The sequence below is a fragment of the Candidatus Hydrogenedentota bacterium genome, assembly GCA_019637335.1.
In the GTDB taxonomy this organism is placed as follows: domain Bacteria; phylum Hydrogenedentota; class Hydrogenedentia; order Hydrogenedentales; family JAEUWI01; genus JAEUWI01.
In genome coordinates this window covers 64,837-83,378 of sequence record JAHBVV010000015.1, presented here as the reverse complement: position 1 = coordinate 83,378, position 18,542 = coordinate 64,837, and the positions used below count along the sequence as shown (strand labels likewise).

Sequence of the window (18,542 nt, the reverse complement as noted above, 5' to 3'; positions counted from 1 at the left end):
GTTGTTTTGGTGGGGATTGGGATCTGTTGGAACCGGGGCTCACTTTGCCGCGGAATGTCCGCGATCCTGTTGCGCATTGGATACTTCTGGCTGGGCCGGACGTTGTGCATGCCAATAGCAGGATGCGTTTGACGGTTATCGTGTTAGAGAAAACGAAAGGCCCCGCGCCGGATTGTTCCGGCGCGGGGCGCGTGTTTTTGGTTGGAGCCTGTCTTACTCGAAGACGCTGGCTTCGGGGTTGCCTTTGGATTGGAGATAACCGAGCAGGTCGAGCATTTCGTCCTCGCTCATGAAGTCCAGCAGGCCCTGGGGCATCTGGGAGAGGCGGGACGGCTCGATGGATTCCACATCGGCGGTCTTCACCTCGATCGGGTCGGCGTTCAGGGCTTTGGGGTAGATGGTCATGCGGCCTTCTTCCTCGGCGCCGGAGTGGTTGATCACGATGCCCTCGTACTCCGTGAAGTTGTTCAGCCGGATGATCGAGGAGCTGTACTGATCCGAAATGACCTTGCTCGGCTCGATGATGGCCTCCAGGATGTCTTCCACGGAGAATTTGTTCGCCACGCTGGAGAGATCCGGGCCCACGGCGCCGCCCGCGCCGTCGAATCGGTGGCACTGGGCGCAGCCGGAGGCGTAGTAGGCGTTGCGGCCATTCTCGAAGTTGCGCTGGCGCAGGCCCTTCGCGCGGACGGCGGCCAGGGCCGTTTCCAGGGTCCAGGGCGTGTCCGTTCCCTTCAGTTCCTTGATTTCAAAGGCCGGCAGCGCCTCCAGGCTCTGGCCGGTGATCGGCGCGAGCGCGACCTTCTCCGCTTCCGAGCAGTTCTCCAGCGCCTCGTCGCGGATATTGGCGAGGAAGCCGCTGTAGCTGGCGCCGCCGGGGTATTTCGCGGCGTCGATGATGAACTGGAAGTACTGCTCGCGCTGCGGCATGGTCCAGCCGTAGCGGACGTTGCGCAGCATGAACGCGTAGTTGATCTTGCGCGCGGGCGGGTGGTTGTCGAGCATGGCGAGGATGGTGCCGCCGTAGCCCTGGTTGCGCTTGAGGAGCTCCGCCCAGTTGGGGATGGCTTCCGGGCGCGCCTCGGCCATGAGCGCGAGGCCCTTGTCGATGATACCCGGCGCGTCCAGGTACACCAGCACCTGGAGGAGTTCGGCGTTCAGGTTGTCGCTCTTCGACGGCAGCATGAAGTCGAGCTGCGAGATGACCCGGCCAATCGCGGGCTGGTCCGGGCGGCCCTGGCGCAGGAAGGAGAGGCCGTAGGCGCGGAGCATGCCGAGCGCGGCGCTCTCAGGCATCGCCGTCAGGTTGAAGCGGGCCATCGAATCCAACAGCGCGGGCTGGAGCGCGGCGTCGCCCTGGCGCGCCAGCGCGATAAACGCGGACGCGGCGGCTTGCGGGTTGTTCTCCTTCAGCGCGCGGTCCTTCCACTGGTCCACCGGCTGCCACTCCAGGGCCACGCGCGCGGTGTAGCGCAGGAAGCGGTCGCTGCTGCCGAGGTAGGGCCAGAGCGCGTCGGCGGCGGCGGGGTCGGCGTGGCCGTGGAAGGCTTCGAGGCTGCGCCGGATCTTGCGCGCTTCAACCGCCGCCGGCGGATCCTTCCGAACGGCCGGGGCCGTCGCTTCGTCGCCCGCGTAGTACACGCGGTACAGGGCCGACTGCGTGCCGCGCCCGCCCACGGCGAAGTAGAAGGCTCCGTCCGCGCCGATGACCGCGTCGGTGACGGCGAGCGGGGAACCGGAGATGAACTCTTCCTTCACGCCGGTGTAGCTCGCGCCCTCGGGCTTGAGGTGCACGGCGTAGATGGTGCCGAAGGTCCAGTCGAGGATATAGAGCGCGTGCTGGTATTTCGCCGGGAACTTCGCGCCCGTCCCGAAGACGACGCCGGTCGGCGATCCGGGGCCGATGTCCACGACGGCGGGGAGGCTGTCCTCGTAGTAGGCGGGCCATTTGCCCGTGCCGCTGCGCCAGCCGAATTCGCTGCCGCTCACCACGTGGTTCACGCGGGTCGGGCGGTACCACGGCGTGCCCATGTCCCATTCCATATCGGCGTCGAAGGTGAACATCTCGCCCTCGGTGTTTAAGGCGATGTCATACTCATTGCGGTAACCGATGCTGTACAGCTCCCACTGCTTCCCGTCCGGCGTGACCTTCGCCACCCAGCCGCCGGGGGCCATACGACCCTTGGCGTGGCCGCGCGCGTCCCACTGGCGCGGGAGCAGGTGATCCTCGCTCCAGTTCGTGGGCACGCGGCTGCCGCTGAGCGCGGGCAGGTCCGTGTGGTTGCCGGCCGCGATGTAGAGGTTGTCGCCGTCTTCCGCCGGGATGATCGCGTGCGGGCCATGCTCGCCGCCGCCGGGGATATCGCTCAGCTTGGTCACCGTTTCCAGGTCGCCGTCGCCGTCCGTATCGGTGAGCTTGTATAGGCCGCTCTTGCCGCCGCTGTTCACGTGCACATAGAGCCCGCCGTGGGCCCACAGCAGCCCCTGCGCCGAGGAGATCGCCGCCGACAACGGCGTGACGACCGTCTTCGCGTCCGCCTGGCCCAGGGCCGCCGGCTTCACGTGGAAGAGGCCCGCGTCATCCTGGTCGGAAACGTAGAGCCCGCCGTCCGGCGCGTTGGCCACCGCGACCCACGAGCCCTGGACGCCCTTCGGCACGGTGTAGAGGCGCTCCGCCTTGAAGCCCGGGAGCAGGTTCAGATCCGCCACGGCCTCCGCCACGGGCGTCGGGTCCAGATCCGTCGCCTCCGCCTGCGCCACGGTCGCCAGCGTCACCTTGTCCGACCACGGGACCGACGCGTCGCCCACCGGGCCGAGCACGCGGGCCGCCGCCCAGCCGGAGGCGTCGAAGTCCGGCGCCGTCCAGCCTTCCGCGGCCTGCGGGGAGGCCTTCCAGGCGCCGTCCGTCACGAAGACCGACTGCTTGCCGTCGCGCGCGGTGACCGTGAGGCGGCCGAAGAGCCCCGCCGCGCCTTCCTGGTTGCGCGCCTCAATCGCGATTACATTGCGGCCCGGCTGGAGGTTGGCCCGCACCGGCGCCACCGCCACGAAGCCCCAGTCGCCGTGTTTCATCACGCGATCGCCGTTCACAAACACCGTGAGCTCGTTGTCGCACGCGCCCGCGAAGATCGCCTCGGTCGCCGCCGCTTCCAGCGTGAACTCGAAGCGGAAGAAGGCCTGCTGGCCGTCCTTTTCCTCGTTCAGCCAGATCCATTGCGGCGCGGTCGCCGCCGCACCGAGCGGCGCGCACAGCGCCGCCACACATAACCCTAGAAACAGTCTCATTGCGTTCTCATACTCCAGAAAGAGGGCGGGGCGCGCCGGGGCGAACCGGAGCCATCCGCGCAACCCGCCAGCCAGGGGAAAAGGGGAAACCGGTATACTGCCACACGCCTCCCGCGCGATGGAAATCGCTGCGGCGGGGGGTTCATGCGCATTCAGATCTGACGTAGTGGCGAAGAGACTTTCAGGTCGCTATGAGTGTGCAACGGAGGTTTGGCGGGCGCCCCGTCATCGCGGCCGGCAAGGATGCCAGCGCTCCACCGCGCTCACGATTGGTTGAGCCGAGGTGTGGAGGCCTTGTTCGCTTGCGCCCATGAATCATGTTTCGCCCGCGGTAACGCTTCAGCGGTCTGAAGTGCGGAACAGTATGTGTTTTCACTAATGGAGCTGTTGTGCATGGAGCGCCGGCGGCCCGCCGGCATTGCACCGAAGGTGCAAGAACACGTTTCCGGCGTCTTCCGACGACACGCGGCTTCTGATGCGTCGGTAGCATTTCCAGAACGCTGTCTTGCGCCGGCGGCGCAATATGCCGGCGGGCCGCCGGCGCTCCATAGTTGCACGTAGCCTTTATTCTGCAAGTGTGCAAGTGGCTCTGGTTTGGCCACTGTGCTTTGTTCGGCTAAAGTGATACCGCCCGCGCCCCCCCTGCCCGCGCGGTTTGACCGTGGCCGGGGTCGGCGCTACAATGCCGCGCCATGAAATTGATCGGTTGCTGGTTCGTTACGCTTGGAATACTTGCGCGCTATGCGCTGTACCGCCTGGGGATCGGGCGGCGGCCTTCGTTTACGGCGCGGTGGGACCGGGTGGAGGCCGTGTACCGGCAGATCACGCGGATGGACCCGCGGATCCGGGTGCGGCATGCGGAGCGGTGCCCGCCGCGGCATCCGGCGGTGTATGCGGGGAACCACACGAAGCTGGACGACCCGTTTTTTGTGTGCTATGCGGTGCAGGAGTCGAGCGGCTACACGATGCACACGCGCTTCGTGATGCGGGACGATTTCTTCCAGGGTTTTCCGTGGTCGTGGCTGCCCTTCGACATGAACGAGATCGCGGAGATGGGGGGATCGTACAACATCTCGCAGAAGAGCCCGTCGCTGGCGCAGTTGAAGCCGCTGGTGGATATGCTGCTTGCGCCGGATTCGTTCGTGATTTTCCCCGGGGGCGGTCGCAGCACGAGCGGTCACTGGCTGGAGGCGCATCTGGGCGACGAGCCGGGTTCGATCGCGTTTTTCCTGGCGCAGGCGCAGCGTCGGGATCCGGAACTTGCGGTCCCGGCGGTCCCCGTGGGCCGGACCTACAACCCGGTGAAGAAGGTGAGCGCGGTGATTGTCGGCGCGGCGCGTTGCCTGGAGCCGGGCGCGCGGCGGGAGGGCCAGCGGGCGTTTGACGAGGCGCTTTTCACCGATTTGGGCGACCTGGTGGAGATCCACGCGCTCCACCTGCTGTCGGGCCTGTTCTACCTGCGCGCGCGCCACGGCATCGCGGCCCCGCGATCGGCGGCGGCGCTGGCGTCGGACTGCCGCGCGGTGCTGGAGGCTATTCCGGGACGCTATATCGATCCCGCGTTGCCGGGAGAACTGGATCGGGACGTGGCGGCGGCGCTGCGTTACCTGGCGCGTCACGGGATGGTCCGCCGTGAGTCGGCGGGGTACCGCCCGGAAATCGGGACTATTCTGGCGGCCCGCCCGCACACCACGCGCTTCCGCATCGAGAATCCGGTGCAGTATCACGTGAACCAGATCGTCCACCTGGCGGATGTGTGCGTTGCGCTGGAAAACGCGGTATTGAATCGCGTCTGAGGCTGACCCGCGCGCCGCGAAAAGCGGACAACCGCCAGACCGTTCCTATTGGACGCGTTTCGCAATGGACCGGTTTTCATTGACTTGGTGATCGGGGGGCGGGTAGACTTACCGGCAAGACAGCAGTTCCCGCGGCTATCGATTACCCCGGGACAGGTGGCGTGCCGGTGGTCCCTTCCGCCGGGTCCCGAGCCGCGCCCGCGGCCCCACCTTCCCACACGCGGCGCCCCACGTGCCGGGCGGCTGCACAACCAAGGATACGACCGTTATTATGCGCCTGTATCGAGCCCTTTCCGTGTCTTTTCTGGTTCCCCTGGCCCTGGCTGGCTGTTCCCAGTCCGGGCGGCAGGAAATCGCCGAAGTCCGCGAGCCGACCAGCCCGCGGCGGCAGGCCCCGCCCAAGGCCGATACGAAGCAGCGCCTCGATATGGGCGGCATGGGCGGCGCCAGCCAGTCGCAACAGGATGCACTCGGCGGAATTACCTTCCACGCGGATGTGCCCCAGGGCTGGGAGAAGTTGGCGGAGACGCAGTTCCGCCAGGTGAACCTGCGGATGAAGGAGGTTCCGGAGGCCGAGTGCTATTTTACGCTGCTTCCGGGCGGTGGGGGCGGTCTCGACGCGAATATTAACCGGTGGCGCGCGCAGATGGGCCTGGAGCCGATGAGCCCCGAAGAGATCGCGGCGCTCCCGAAAAAACCGATCTTCGGCCAGCCCGGGACCTATGTGGACATCACGGGGACCTTCACGGGCATGGGCGAGGGCCCCGTGCGGGAGAACTACCGGATGTATGGCCTGATCCTGCATCACAGCGATGCCGGGGGCGCGGGGGAACAGGCGTTTTTCCTGAAGATGACCGGTCCGGCGGACGTGCTGGCGGGGCAGGAGGCCAATTTCGAGCGGATTGCGTCGAGCCTGCACGCGGTGGCGCCGGGTGACGACCATACCCACGATCACGACCACGACCACGACGACCACAGCGGCCACGATCACGCGGAGGGGGAGGGGCACGATCACGAAGCGGAGTCCAGCGCCCCGCCGATGACCAACCCCCACGCGGGCGCCTCGGCGATGAGCAGCCCGAGCGCGCCGCCGGCCGGCGAATACCAGTATACGCTGCCGGAAGGCTGGGAGGCACTGGCGCCGCGCATGATGCGCGAGGCGAACGTCACGATTTCCGGGCATCCCGATGTCGAGTGCTATCTGACGGTGCTTTCCGGGCGGCACGGTGGCGTGGAGATGAACATTAACCGGTGGCGCGCGCAGATGGGTCAGGACGACCTCAGCGCCGACGCCATCGCGGCGCTTCCGAAAGCCACGTTGATGGGTGGCGAGGCGAGCTTCGTCACGATCGACGGCACCTTCGGCGGCATGAGCGGCGAAGTGGCGCAGCAGGACTTCAGGATGTACGGGCTGGTTCGCGTGGACGGCGAGACGGGGTATTTCGTGAAGATGACCGGGCCGCGGGCCTTGCTTGAGGCGCAGGAAGCGAATTTCCTGGCCTTCAGCGCGTCGCTTGCGTCCGGCGGCGCCCCGGCGGCTCCCGCTCCCGCTCCCGCTCCGGCGGCCGATGCGGCGCCGATGCCCGCGGATCCCCATGGAGTCACGGCGGCCGCACCCGCGGAAAGCGGCGCGCTCCAATGGATGGCGCCCGAGGGCTGGCAGGACGGCGGCGAGCGCATGATGCGCGAAGTGACCTATGAAATGGGTGAGACGGAGTGCTATATCGCGGTGCTCCCGGGCGACGCGGGCGGCGTGGAGGCGAACATCAACCGGTGGGTGGGCCAGATGGGCCAGCCGGCGCTGGACGAAGCGGCCATCGCGGCGCTGCCGAAGATCGCGCTGCTCGGTCAGCAGGCGCCGCTGGTGGAGTCTGCGGGCGACTTCACGAACATGCGGGGCGAGTCGATTGCGAACTACAAGATGCTCGGCAGCCTGGTGGCGACTGACACACACATGATCTTCGTGAAGATGACGGGCCCAGCCGCCGAGGTGGACGCGCAGAAAGAGAATTTTATCGCGTTCTGCGCCTCGATCCAGGGCAGCGCGGGCTGAAGTACGGCCGAATCCGGCCAGAGAACGGAATAGTTCATTGAAAAAGCTTTTTGATTTCTTCGCCTCGTACGGGTTCGCGGTGGTCCTGCTGATCCTGCTGACCATCCTCACGTTGTTCGGCACGCTGGAGCAGGCCCATTCAAGCCTCTTCGACGTACAGAACAAGTACTTCAACTCGTTCTTCCTCGTGCACTACCTGTTCGGGGTGATTCCCGTGCCGCTGCCCGGCGTGTACCTGCTGACGGCGCTGCTGCTGGTCAACCTGACCTGCGGCGGGATCATCCGGGCGCGCAAGGATTGGAGGCGGCCGGGGATGCTGATTGCGCACTTCGGGATCATCTACATGATCTTCTCCGGCTTCGTGACCTACCACTTCTCGACGTCCGGGCAGATGACGCTGTTTCCGGAGCAGCGGTCGAACCAGTATGCGAGCTACTACGACTGGGAAATCTCGATCGCGGAATTGAAGGACGGCCTGATCGGGCGCCAGTGGATCATCCAGCACGGCCAGTTTACGGACATGGAGCCCAGCGATACCCGCGAGTTCTTTCACAGCGACCTTCCGTTCACCCTGCTGATCGAGGGCTTCGTATCCAACTGCCTGCCCGTGCCGGCCGCCGGCGACGAGGGCGTGGACGGGGTCAAGCTGCAGGCGCAGCCGCGCGCCATGGCGGCGGAGCAGAACATGGCCGGCGCCTACGCCATGGTGCTCGACAAGGAAAACCAGGAGGTCCAGAACGGCATCCTCTTCGGGTTTGCGCTTTCGCCCTGGGTCGTCACGGTGCAGGGGCGGGACTACGCCATCGACCTGCGCCACCAGACCTGGGATCTTCCGTTCACCATCAAGCTCGATGAATTTATCCGGGAGCTGCACCCGCGCACGGGCATGGCGAGCAATTTCGAGAGCGTGGTCACGATGACCGAGGGGCAGGTTGATCGGAAGATTAATATCCGGATGAACGAGCCGCTTCGGCACAAGGGATACACCTTCTTCCAGGCGAGCTGGGGCCCGCAGAACGCGAGGCCGGGCGATCCGCTCTTCTCGACCTTTGCGGTGGTGAATAACCCGGCCGACCAGTGGCCGCTGTACTCGTGCATTGTCATCGCCGTTGGCCTGACAATCCACTTCATGCAGAAACTTGTTTCTTATCTTCGAGCCGAAAACCGGAGGCGCACGGCATGAAATATCTCCACTTCACCCGGTCCCTGATGCTGATGGCGGCCGCCGCCGCGCTGGTCGCGGTTCCCGCGCCCGCCGCCGAACGCGAGCCCTGGAGCGACGAGGTCATCGAGCTTTTCGCCACGCTGCCCGTTCAGGATGGGGGGCGCATCAAGCCGCTGGATACCTTCGCGCAGTTCACGATGCTCCAGCTGAACGGCAAGCGCTCTTTCGAAACGCCCTCGGGCGAACGCCTGGGGCCGGTGCCCTGGCTGCTCGATGCGCTCTTCTACCCCGAGATCGCGCGCGACTACAAGCACTTCGTGGTGGACGACTCCGAGGTGGTGTCCGCGATTGGCGTGGAGATCCACGACAAGAAGCGCGACCGCTACGCCTTCAGCGAGCTGGAGCCCGGCGTGGAAAAGCTGATGAGCCTGGCGATGGAGTACAACGAGATCGACTCCAAGAAGCGCGACCGCATCCAGCAGGGCGTGCTTAATCTGGCGAACAATGTCTTCGTCTTCCAGAAGAAGCTGCGCTTCCTGGAGTTTGCCGAGGCGCGTTACGATGTTCCCGGGGACGACACGCTGATGGGTAAGGCCTTTCCCGAGGAGGAGGGCGTGCCGCTGAGCGTGGCGCTGAAGCGATTCACCGAGGTCTTCAACCAGCTCCGCGCGCAGCGCGACGCCATGGACTCCGCGCAGCTCAACCGCGAGGTGGCGCCGCTCAGCCGGATCATGGAGGAGTTCGACCAGACGGTCATGCTCGCGCAGGGAATCCCCATGTTCCCGCCGCCACAGGCGGAGGACAAGGTCTGGCGGACGCCGGCGGATATGGCGGCGGGCGCGGTGCAGGAGTTTGATTTCAACGACGAAGCCGCCGCGATGCTTTCGTCGCTGGAGAGGCTTGTCTCAAGCCGGGATGATCGGGCGGCGTTTCTGGCGGCGGTGTCGGATCTGCACGAATCGGTGACGCGGCGGGCCGCGGAGCGCGGCGAATACAACAAGATCCCGCTGGAAGTCCACTATTACAAGGCGAAGTATATCTTCTACAGCCAGTGGCTGTATGTGCTTTCGTTCCTGCTGGTGGCGCTGAGCTGGCTGATTCCGCAAAGCCGCTGGATGCCGAAGGTGACCGCCGTGGGCGTGGCGATCCCGACGATCCTGCTGATAGTCGGGATTACGTTGCGCTGCATCATCCGGGATCGCCCGCCGATCACGACGCTATACGAGACCATCCTGTTTATCACGGCCTGCACGGTGCTTGTGGCGATGTTCCTGGAGTGGGTGAACCGCCAGGGCATTTCGATGGCGATGGGCGCGTTTCTGGGCATGGCGGGGATGTTCCTGGCCTACCGCTATGAACTCAAGGAGGGCGTGGACACCATGCCGAGCCTGGTGGCCGTGCTCGACACGAACTTCTGGCTCGCCACCCACGTTACTATCATCAACGTGGGCTACGCGGCGGGCATGCTTTCCGGCGCGCTGGCGCACGTGTACATCTTCGGGAAGCTTTTCAACTTCAAGAAAAGCGACAAGGAGTTCTACCGGACCCTGACGCGCATGACGTATGGCGTGCTTTGCTTCGGGCTGGTTTTCTCCACGGTTGGCACGATTCTCGGCGGCATCTGGGCGAACTACAGCTGGGGCCGCTTCTGGGGCTGGGACCCGAAGGAGAACGGCGCGCTGATGATCTGCCTGTGGAGCCTGGTGATTCTCCACGCGAAGATGGGACGCCATATCAAGGACCTGGGGATCGCCCAGGGATCGGTCATCCTGGCGATGGTCGTCGCGTTTTCCTGGTGGGGCGTCAACCAGCTTGGCGTCGGCCTGCACAGCTACGGCTTTACCAGCGGCATCATGAACGCGCTGGTGGTCTATTGGGCCATCGAGCTCATTACGATTGCCGCCGGTTCGTGGGTCTGGTTCCGCGAGAAGGACGAAGCCGCTGCCCGGGCCGCGACGGCCTGAGCCGGCTCACAGATTGGTTTTGCCGCCGGGCGGAGATGCGAGATGCGTCTCCGCCCGGCGTTTTTTATTCTGGCGCGAAGTGGATTGGGGGGCGTGCGCCGCCGTCTTTCTGGAACCGCAAAGAACGCGAAGCAGCCTCTGGCCGCAACCGAAGGGGGGATCACCACGAGGAGCACGAAGGGCACGAAATGAAGAAGATTGAGAAGCGGTGTTATTCATGCAAAGTTGCAAGGAGGCGATCCAGGGCGCGATGCGAGGTCAAGGCGTGCGGCGCGCGGGCGATCGGATTGGGAGCCACAAAGAGCACAAAGAACACAAAGAAATCATTTGGGTGGCGGCGATCCGGAGCACCTCGACCGTGCGGTCAGGTCCCTTCGGATTGAATAATCTGTGTGGCATAGCCAGGGGCCGAATCATGTATTGAGTGCGGATTGCCTGGAGCAGCGTTTGGCCGCAATCAAGTTTGAACTGCGAATGAACGTGGATGAACGCGAATTGTGTGGCGCTTCCAGGCGCGTCGATGATGAATTCAAAGGCCCCGGGATTCCCGCTCTTCCGGCCCGAAGGGCCAATGCAGCTTCGAGCCCTGGGCAACGCCCAGGGAAAAGCGTGGTGTAGTTTTTATTCGCCCTGAAAGGGCAGCGCAGTTCAGCGTACGAGCAAGAACTCCGCCGTCCGCCTTCGGCGCATCTTCGACCCTTTCAGGGCTCACAGGAAACCTATTCCGTTAACCCCGGGCGTTGCCCGGGGCTCGAAGCTGCCGTGCCCCTTCGGGGTGTTTTCTCAAGACTTCGCCGATAGTTTGGGCCGAATTTCGAACCCGCGTTTCGGCTACGTAACCTGATTTGTATGAATGGATTACCGTGTTACTTTCCAATAAACTTGCCAAAAAAACAAGAAAATGACGGATAGTAGTACGAAGACCACGAAGGAAAGAAGTTGGAGAAGGATTGATATTCACGCGAAGGCGCGAAGACGCAAAGGAACTGGTGTGGGCTCCATGTGTTGCTGAAGCGATTGAACCAGGAATCCACGTTCTCGTTCTCCTTGACCGCTTCTCGTTGGGAGATTATGCTATGGGGCAACCGCGCGCGGGGCGGTGTTCCCCCGCGGCGCGGCGCAACCCACCGGAGCGATTCCCATGCAACATCTCTTGCGCCTTTTATTGATTCCTTCCGTGGCCTTGTTGGCGGCCTGGCCCGCCCTGGCGGCGGGTGAACTTCACCGGGCCCCATACCTCCAGCAGGCGTCGCCGGACGGCGTGGTGGTGGTTTGGCGGACGCTGGGCGCGATAACGCCGGTGCTGCGCTACGGTGACGCGCCGGACGCGCTGGCGCGCACGGTGTCCGGCGAGGCCATTACGCTGCGGGTCGCGGCGGACGTGAACGCGCCGGAAGACGTCCCGCGGCTTTACCAGGAGCCGGCGGAGGACGCCGCGAAGCGCCGTCCGGACGATCACGACCCGTCGACGGCTCCGAACACGCACCAGTACGAGGCGCCCGTGCGCGGGCTCGCTCCGAACACGAAGCAGTACTACGCCATCTACGACGGCGACCGTCTGCTGGCTGGGGGCGATGCGGACCACTATTTCGTGACGCACCCGCCGGTGGGGAGCACGGCGGACATGCGGATCTGGGTGGTGGGCGATTCGGGCACGGGCGGCACGGATCAGGCGCTGGTGCACGACGCGATGCGCGGGTTTATCGCGGAGACCAAGCGCCCCCTGGATCACTACATCCACGTGGGCGACATGGCGTATGGCGACGGGACGGACTGGGAGTTTCACCACCACTTCTTCGCGCCGTATCAGGCGACGTTGCGCAATACCGTGTGCTGGCCGACGATGGGAAACCACGAGGGCAACACGTCGCGCGGGATAACGGGCGTGGGCCCCTATTACGATGCGTATGTGGTTCCCACGGCGGGCGAAGTGGGCGGCGCGCCCTCGGGCACGGAGGCGTACTATTCCTTCGACATTGCGGACGTGCACTTCATCTGCCTCGACTCGCATGACCTGGATCGCAAGCCGGACGGGGCGATGGCGCAGTGGCTCCGGGCGGACCTCGAGCAGGCGAAGGCGAAGTGGATGATCGCGTTCTGGCACCACCCGCCCTATTCGAAGGGTTCGCACGACAGCGATGTCGAGGGCCAGCTTATCGAAATGCGCGAGCACATCATGCCCATCCTGGAGTCGGCGGGCGTGGACGTGACGCTGACGGGCCATTCGCACATATACGAGCGCAGCATGCTGATGGACGGGGCCTACGCCACGCCGACGGTCGCCGAGGGCGTCATTCTGGATGATGGCGACGGCAACCCGGAGGGCGACGGCGCCTACCGCAAGAGTGCGGGGCTGAACCCGAACGAAGGCGCGGTGAACGTGGTTGCGGGCCATGGTGGCGCGGGCCTGGGACGGCGCGGGACGATGCCGGTCATGCGCGAGATCATTCTCGAGCACGGGTCGGTGATTCTGGACATTCAGGGCGACACCCTTACCGGCGTCATGCTGGACAAGTTCGGCGCGCGGCGGGATCTTTTCAGCATTGTGAAGCAGGGGCAGGTGACTCCCGTGCGCGTTGAGAATCCGTGGCAGCCGGTCCACGATCTGTCGCTGATTACGCGGCTTGCGTTTAACTTCCGGGAAGACCGCATCGGGGCGCCGCCGCAGTACTGGAGCGTGGCGCAGGGTTCTGCCGGCGGGCTCCGCGTGGCGGGCGAAGCGGATGGAAAGCAGCGCCACCTGCGCGCGGAGGCGGGCGCGGAGGACCTGATCGGGTTGTTCGACGCGGCGACGGTCCCGCGCTTTCGCTTCCAGACCATGCTGCGCTTCACGTCCGAGACCGGCGCGAAGGCGGGCCTGGTGTTCGGATATGTCGACGCGGCCAATCACTGGCGCGCGGTGGTGGACGCGGCCGCTGGGGCGATCCGGGTGAGCCGCGTGGCCGATGGGGTGGAGACGGCTCTTGTGGAGAAGGCGGTTGCGGTGGAGCGGGAGAAATGGCTTCCCCTGGAAGTGGCCGGCGAGGGAACCCGGGCTCGGCTGGAGTTTGGCAGCGATCTGAAGGTGGAGTTTGATCCGGGCGCGGCCCTTCCCGATGCGTACCTGGGCTGCTACGTCCCGGCCGGCGCGGCGGCGGAGTACCTGGCCTTCCAGATCCGCCGGTGATGGTCGCGATTCGTGTAAATACGGCACGGTTAGCCGGGCTGGCGCTCTGCTATGCGGCGGCGGTGCTGCTGGCGGTTCCGGTGAGCGCGCACGACGCGCCGGGCGACGTGGTTCATGCCATCACGCACCGGATCGAGACCAACGGCCCCACGGCGCGGCTGCTCTCGGCGCGCGCGACGGAATACGAGTATCTCGGGCAGCGGGAGGCGGCCATCGCCGATTTTGAGGCCGCGCTGGCGCTGCAGCCCCGCTATGGCCTCGCGATCGCGGGGCTGGCGCAATGCCTGTTGCGCGGCGGCCAGCTGGAGCGGGCGGCGGCCGTGGCGGAGCAGGGACTGGCCCTTGAGGATGGCCCCGAGCGGGAGGCCCCGTACCACGCCATCGTGGCGCAGGCGCGGGCGCGGGCGGAGCGCTGGGAGGATGCGCTTCCGGCGTGGCGCGCCGCCCTGGCGTCGCCCCGCCCGGAGGTGGACTGGTTTCTGGGGGAGGCCGAGGCCCTCGCCAGGCTGGGGCGGCATGCGGAGCGGGCGGAGGCGCTTTCCGCGGCGCGGGCGCGCAACCCCAGCGCCGTGCTGCATCGCACGTGGGTGTGGGCGCTTGTGGACGCGGGCCGCGCCGCTGACGCGATGCCGGAGATCGAGGCGAACCTGGCCCGGGCGCAGTGGAAGAGCACGTGGCTGTTGCTCCGGGCGCGCGTACACGCGAGCCAGGGTGACCGGGAGGCGCAGCACGCCGACGCGCGCGCCGCGCTGGCCGAGATAAGCGCGCGCTGGAACGCGGGGCGGGCGGGCCGCGATCCGCAATTGATGGCGTACGCCGCGTTGGGTTTCGGGCTTCTCGGGGAAACCGAAATCGCCCGGGACCACCTGGAGAAAGCGCGCGCGCTTGGGGTCCCGGGCGGGTGGCTCAGCGAGTTTGAGGCGCTTATTGCGCCGGGGTCACCGTGATCTTGTAGGTGACCACGCGAAAGTCCTGCCGCGTTCCGGGCGCGGGGTTGCTCGCGCGAACCGCCACGGCGTGTTCGCCCGTCGCGGTGAATTCGCCGGACCAGTCCGCTCCGACGCCCGCGGGTTCACCGTCCAGCGTCCATACCACGTCCTGGTAGCCGGCGGGCGCGTGCAGGGTCAGTTTCGTGCCCGCGGCCACGCTGGTCCGCACGACCGGTTCGGGCACAACGAGGGCGGTGTCCAAGCCTACCGCGACAGTCTTACCGTTTGCCGATTCCAGATAACCGATGTCATACGTGCCCGGCTGCTCAAAGACGAACCGGAACGTCTCGCCCGCGGCGGTGTGCGCCGTCCCGTTGATCATCCAGACTGCGTCGCGCCCGGCCTGAAGGGGTATGGTCATTTCGAGGGCCTGGCCGACATAGAACAGGTCGGGAATATTCAGGGATACGCGGTCTTGTCCGACGGCCTGGCTGATGCCGAGGCGGGCCTTGACCTCCTCGACGGTGACGCCGAGGCGCGCGGCGCGCGCTTCGAGGCTGGCGTCTACGATTTGCAGGAGCGCATACACCGGAACCCGCGTCTCTCCGCTGGTGGTGCGGATGGCCAGGTCGTAGGTGCCGAGTTCAAGCATGCCCGTGGGGCGCACGGTGATCGCGCCATCCTCGCGGGACACCTGGATCATGTGGTCGTAGTCGTGGTTGCCCACATAGAGTTTGACCGACTGCACGGCGGATGCGGGCACCGGGGACCCGTTGTGCGTGAGCGCAATCCGCGCCGACTCCTGAATCGAGTCGAAGGTGATCTGGCCCGGGGTGGCCTCCAGGGCCGTTGCCGCCGGGGAAAGCGCCCCCGCGGCCAGGATCCCGACCGCGAGCATCGGGATGCGGATTCGGGCTTTGATGGGCTGTCTCATGGGGGTTCTCCTGCTGGTTGGCTGCCGTTTCGCGGAACACGCTCGCGCCCGGCCGGAAAGGTCCGCGCGCCGGAGCGCACCCGCACCGTACCTGATCTTCGCACACCCATGAAAGTTCCCGCGCGATGTGCGGTTGACCGCCATCGCCCGGGGGCGTTAGACTGGCCTTTTCCCAGTGACCCGCCTGAAGGCCATCCGGATTAGGAGCCAGAACGCCATGAAAACGAAACAACCGTACAACCGGCGAAAATTCCTTGGAACCGCGGCGGCAGCGGCCGGCGCCGCAATTTTCGGTGCGCCCGCCATCGTTCGCGGGCAGAACCTGAACAGCAAGCTGAACATCGCCATCATCGGTTCCGGGGGCCGTGGCGGCGCGAATATGAACGGGGTAAGCAGCGAGAACATCGTTGCGCTGTGCGATGTGAACGAGGACTACCTGAACGCGGCCGCGGAGAAGCACCCGGGCGCGCGTAAGGTGCGCGATTTCCGGAAGTTATACGATCACGCGTCGGAATTTGATGCGGTCGTGGTGAGCACCTGCGAGCATACGCACGCGTTTGCGACGCTTCCGGCCCTGCAACTTGGGAAGCACGTTTACTGCGAAAAGCCCCTGACCCACGGAATCCACGAAGCGCGCGTAATCCGCGAGGCCGCCAACCGGGCCGGCGTCGCCACGCAGATGGGCACGCAGATTCACGCGGGCGACAATTACCGGCGTGTGGTGGAGCTGGTGCAGACCGGGGCCGTCGGGACGATCAGCGAGGTGCATGTGTGGGTGGGCCGCGCGTGGGGCTGGCACGCGTCGAAGGCGGAATCGGACGCGGCGAAGGACATTGTGTTTGTGCAGGAGCGCCCGGCGTCGGCGGACCCGGTCCCGGCGGGGCTGGACTGGGACTTGTGGGTGGGCCCCGCGCCGGCGCGCCCGTTTAACGAGATCTATGTGCCGGGCCCGAAGTGGTATCGCTGGTGGGATTTCGGCAACGGCACGATGTCGGATCTGGGCAGCCACTGGATCGATCTGCCGTTCTGGGCGCTGAATCTGGATTACCCGCAAACGGTCGAGGCGGCGGGCCCGCCGGTGAATCCGGAAATTGCGCCGGCGTCGATGGAGGTGAAATACACCTATGGCGCGCGCGGGGATCGCGGGCCGCTGACGCTGAGCTGGTATCAGGGCACGCACCGCCCGCCGCTCTGGAAGGAAGGCGCGATTCCGCAGTGGGACAGCGGGGTGCTGTTCGTTGGCGATAAGGGCATGATCCTGTCCGATTACGGCAAGCACATGCTGCTGCCCGAGGATGATTTCGAGGGCTTCACGCCGCCCGAGCCCTTTATTCCGGCTTCTATCGGGCACTACGAAGAGTGGATCCACGCGTGCAAGACCGGGGATCCGACTACGTGCAACTTCGAGTACGCGGGCTGGCTGACCGAAGCGAACCATCTGGGCAACCTGGCGTACCGGCTCGGGCGCAAGCTGGAGTGGGATCCCGCGGCCCTTGCGGTCCGCAATGTTCCCGAAGCGGCGGCGCTGATCCGGCGCGAATACCGGGAAGGCTGGTCGCTGGCGTGAAGAGCGGGCAGGCCGGCCCACCGCAACCGGGGACCATAGGTTAGGCTATCGAATTAGTGGTGATCGCCATTCGTGCTGTCGGCCTGTTGCTCCCTCAGTCCCGGCAGCGCCACAATGCCCCCGCCCCCGCCGTTCTTGGCGCGGTACATGGCCTCGTCCGCCCGGTTCATGAGCGCCTCCGCCGAGTTTCCATGATCCGGAAAGCGACCGATGCCAATGGCGGCGCTGACGTGCAAGGTTCGCCCCCGGCTGGCGATGGGCTCCTCCAGCGCGCGCAGGAGGTTGTCGGCGACGGCGCGGGCGCCCTCGATTTCGCGGGTATCGGGGAGCAGCACGGCGAATTCGTCGCCGCCGATCCGTGCGACGGTATCGCTTGCGCGGACGCGCTCGCGCATGCGGCGCGCGGTTTCCTTGAGCACGAGGTCGCCGGCCTGGTGTCCGTACTGGTCGTTGATGGGTTTGAACGAATTCAAATCGAGGTAGAGGATACAGAAGTTCGCGCCATAGCGCCGGGAGAGCGCGGTGCACTGTTCGAGGCGTTCGAAGAGCAGGCGCCGGTTGGGCAGGCCGGTAAGCGTGTCGTGATCGGCGAGGTGCCGGGCGCGCTCCCGTTCGCGCAGCACGAGAAAGGCCATGACGCCGAAGGCGAGGGCGATTCCCGTGTTCATGAGCCGGATCAGCCACTGGTGTAGGGGTTGAAGGCCGCCTTTCCGGCGCGGTGCGACGGCGATTTCCCAGTTGTCTCCGGCGAGCGAGGCGGCGCCACTCGGCCGGTCTTCGGCAAATAGATCGGCTTCGCCGAAAAAGTACCGTGGTCCGGTTGGATAGCGTTGCGAAGCGCGAAGGGCCCAGCGCGGGGTGTCGGGAGGCAGGGAGCTCGCGGTTGCCTCCAGCAGGCTCTGGATATCGATGACGATGCTGATCATGCCCCAGTAGCCGCCATCCTCGCGGAAAACGGGCGTCCGGGAGACGAGTCCGAAGCCGCCCTGCACCAGGGGGATCGGGCCGGCGATGACGTTTTGCCGGGTGTCGATCGCGCGCTTCACGTCGGGCCACTGCGCGGGCAGCGATTCGTAGTGGAGCCCAAGGGCTTCCTCGTTTCCCTCCGGCGGGTAGACCCAGGTAATGCGGTTGCCCGGCGCGATACTGATATTCCGGATATGGCTTCCGTGGCGGTGCAGCGCGCGCAGCATGCGGTTTATGTCGTCTGGAGCAAGTTCGGGCGCGAGGGAGAGGTAGCCGCTGAGCCCCATGGCCAGGTAGGCGGCCGCGCTGGTTTGCGATTCGATGGTGGAGCGTATGGCGGCAGCCTCGGCGAGGGTCTGGTTTTCCACGGCGAACGCCGCGCGCGAAGCCACGAGGCGCAGCACGACTTCGCCCGCAAGCATGGCGGCGGAGAACAGGATGCACCCATAAAGGAGGGGCGAATAATATGGCTTTTCTTGCATGATTTGCCTTCGGCGGGAACAATCGGCCAGCGTGCGCCGGGCCAGGCTGCCGGGCGACCGCGGCTGAGTGGAGTATACCACCCCGTCCGCGGCGCAGTGATCGCGAATGGAACACTTTAGAGAAGGGGGAAGAATTCGGCGTGCCGAGCCTTGCGATCGGGGGCGTTTTACGTTACGCTGGTAAGAGAGAACTTCAAGGCGCGCCCCACCCGTCGCGACACCCTTGTTGCGCGGA

Annotated in this window: 10 protein-coding genes; 7 read left to right on the top strand and 3 right to left on the bottom strand. The window is 65.7% G+C overall.

Annotated elements, in window-relative coordinates; all coding sequences use genetic code 11:
• Positions 1-213: 213 nt before the first annotated feature.
• The gene (locus tag KF886_16240; protein ID MBX3178906.1) at positions 214-3,285 is read right to left on the bottom strand and encodes a c-type cytochrome; all 3,072 of its coding nucleotides are present in this window, start codon (positions 3,283-3,285) and stop codon (positions 214-216) included.
• Positions 3,286-3,977: 692 nt separating this feature from the next.
• On the opposite strand from KF886_16240, the gene KF886_16235 reads away from it, so the two are divergent.
• The 6 genes from KF886_16235 (at position 3,978) to KF886_16210 (ending at position 14,376) form a co-directional block, all read left to right on the top strand.
• The gene (locus KF886_16235; GenBank protein ID MBX3178905.1) at positions 3,978-5,081 is read left to right on the top strand and encodes a 1-acyl-sn-glycerol-3-phosphate acyltransferase; all 1,104 of its coding nucleotides are present in this window, start codon (positions 3,978-3,980) and stop codon (positions 5,079-5,081) included.
• A gap of 271 nt (positions 5,082-5,352) precedes the next feature.
• A complete protein-coding gene (locus tag KF886_16230; protein ID MBX3178904.1) occupies positions 5,353-7,134 on the top strand; it encodes a hypothetical protein in 1,782 nt (593 codons plus the stop codon).
• 37 nt (positions 7,135-7,171) lie between these two features.
• Entirely contained in the window at positions 7,172-8,317 is a 1,146-nt protein-coding gene (locus tag KF886_16225; protein MBX3178903.1) for a cytochrome c biogenesis protein ResB, read from the top strand.
• Entirely contained in the window at positions 8,314-10,263 is a 1,950-nt protein-coding gene (gene ccsA / locus KF886_16220) for a cytochrome c biogenesis protein CcsA (protein MBX3178902.1), read from the top strand. The genes KF886_16225 and ccsA overlap by 4 nt, the downstream gene beginning before the upstream one ends.
• A gap of 1,141 nt (positions 10,264-11,404) precedes the next feature.
• Entirely contained in the window at positions 11,405-13,429 is a 2,025-nt protein-coding gene (locus tag KF886_16215) for a metallophosphoesterase (protein MBX3178901.1), read from the top strand.
• Complete coding sequence (locus tag KF886_16210) at positions 13,429-14,376, top strand: tetratricopeptide repeat protein (protein ID MBX3178900.1); 948 nt, start codon at positions 13,429-13,431, stop codon at positions 14,374-14,376. Before KF886_16215 ends, KF886_16210 begins: the two co-directional genes overlap by 1 nt.
• Here KF886_16210 and KF886_16205 read toward each other — a convergent pair.
• Entirely contained in the window at positions 14,354-15,292 is a 939-nt protein-coding gene (locus tag KF886_16205; GenBank protein MBX3178899.1) for a hypothetical protein, read from the bottom strand. The two genes, KF886_16210 and KF886_16205, sit on opposite strands and share 23 nt — an antisense overlap.
• A gap of 217 nt (positions 15,293-15,509) precedes the next feature.
• Between KF886_16205 and KF886_16200 the strand changes: the two genes are divergently transcribed.
• A complete protein-coding gene (locus KF886_16200; GenBank protein ID MBX3178898.1) occupies positions 15,510-16,859 on the top strand; it encodes a Gfo/Idh/MocA family oxidoreductase in 1,350 nt (449 codons plus the stop codon).
• Between the two features lie 53 nt (positions 16,860-16,912).
• Here KF886_16200 and KF886_16195 read toward each other — a convergent pair whose 3' ends face one another.
• Positions 16,913-18,307 carry a sensor domain-containing diguanylate cyclase gene (locus KF886_16195; GenBank protein ID MBX3178897.1) on the bottom strand — a complete coding sequence of 465 codons (1,395 nt, stop codon included), beginning with the start codon at positions 18,305-18,307 and terminating at the stop codon, positions 16,913-16,915.
• Positions 18,308-18,542 lie beyond the last annotated feature (235 nt).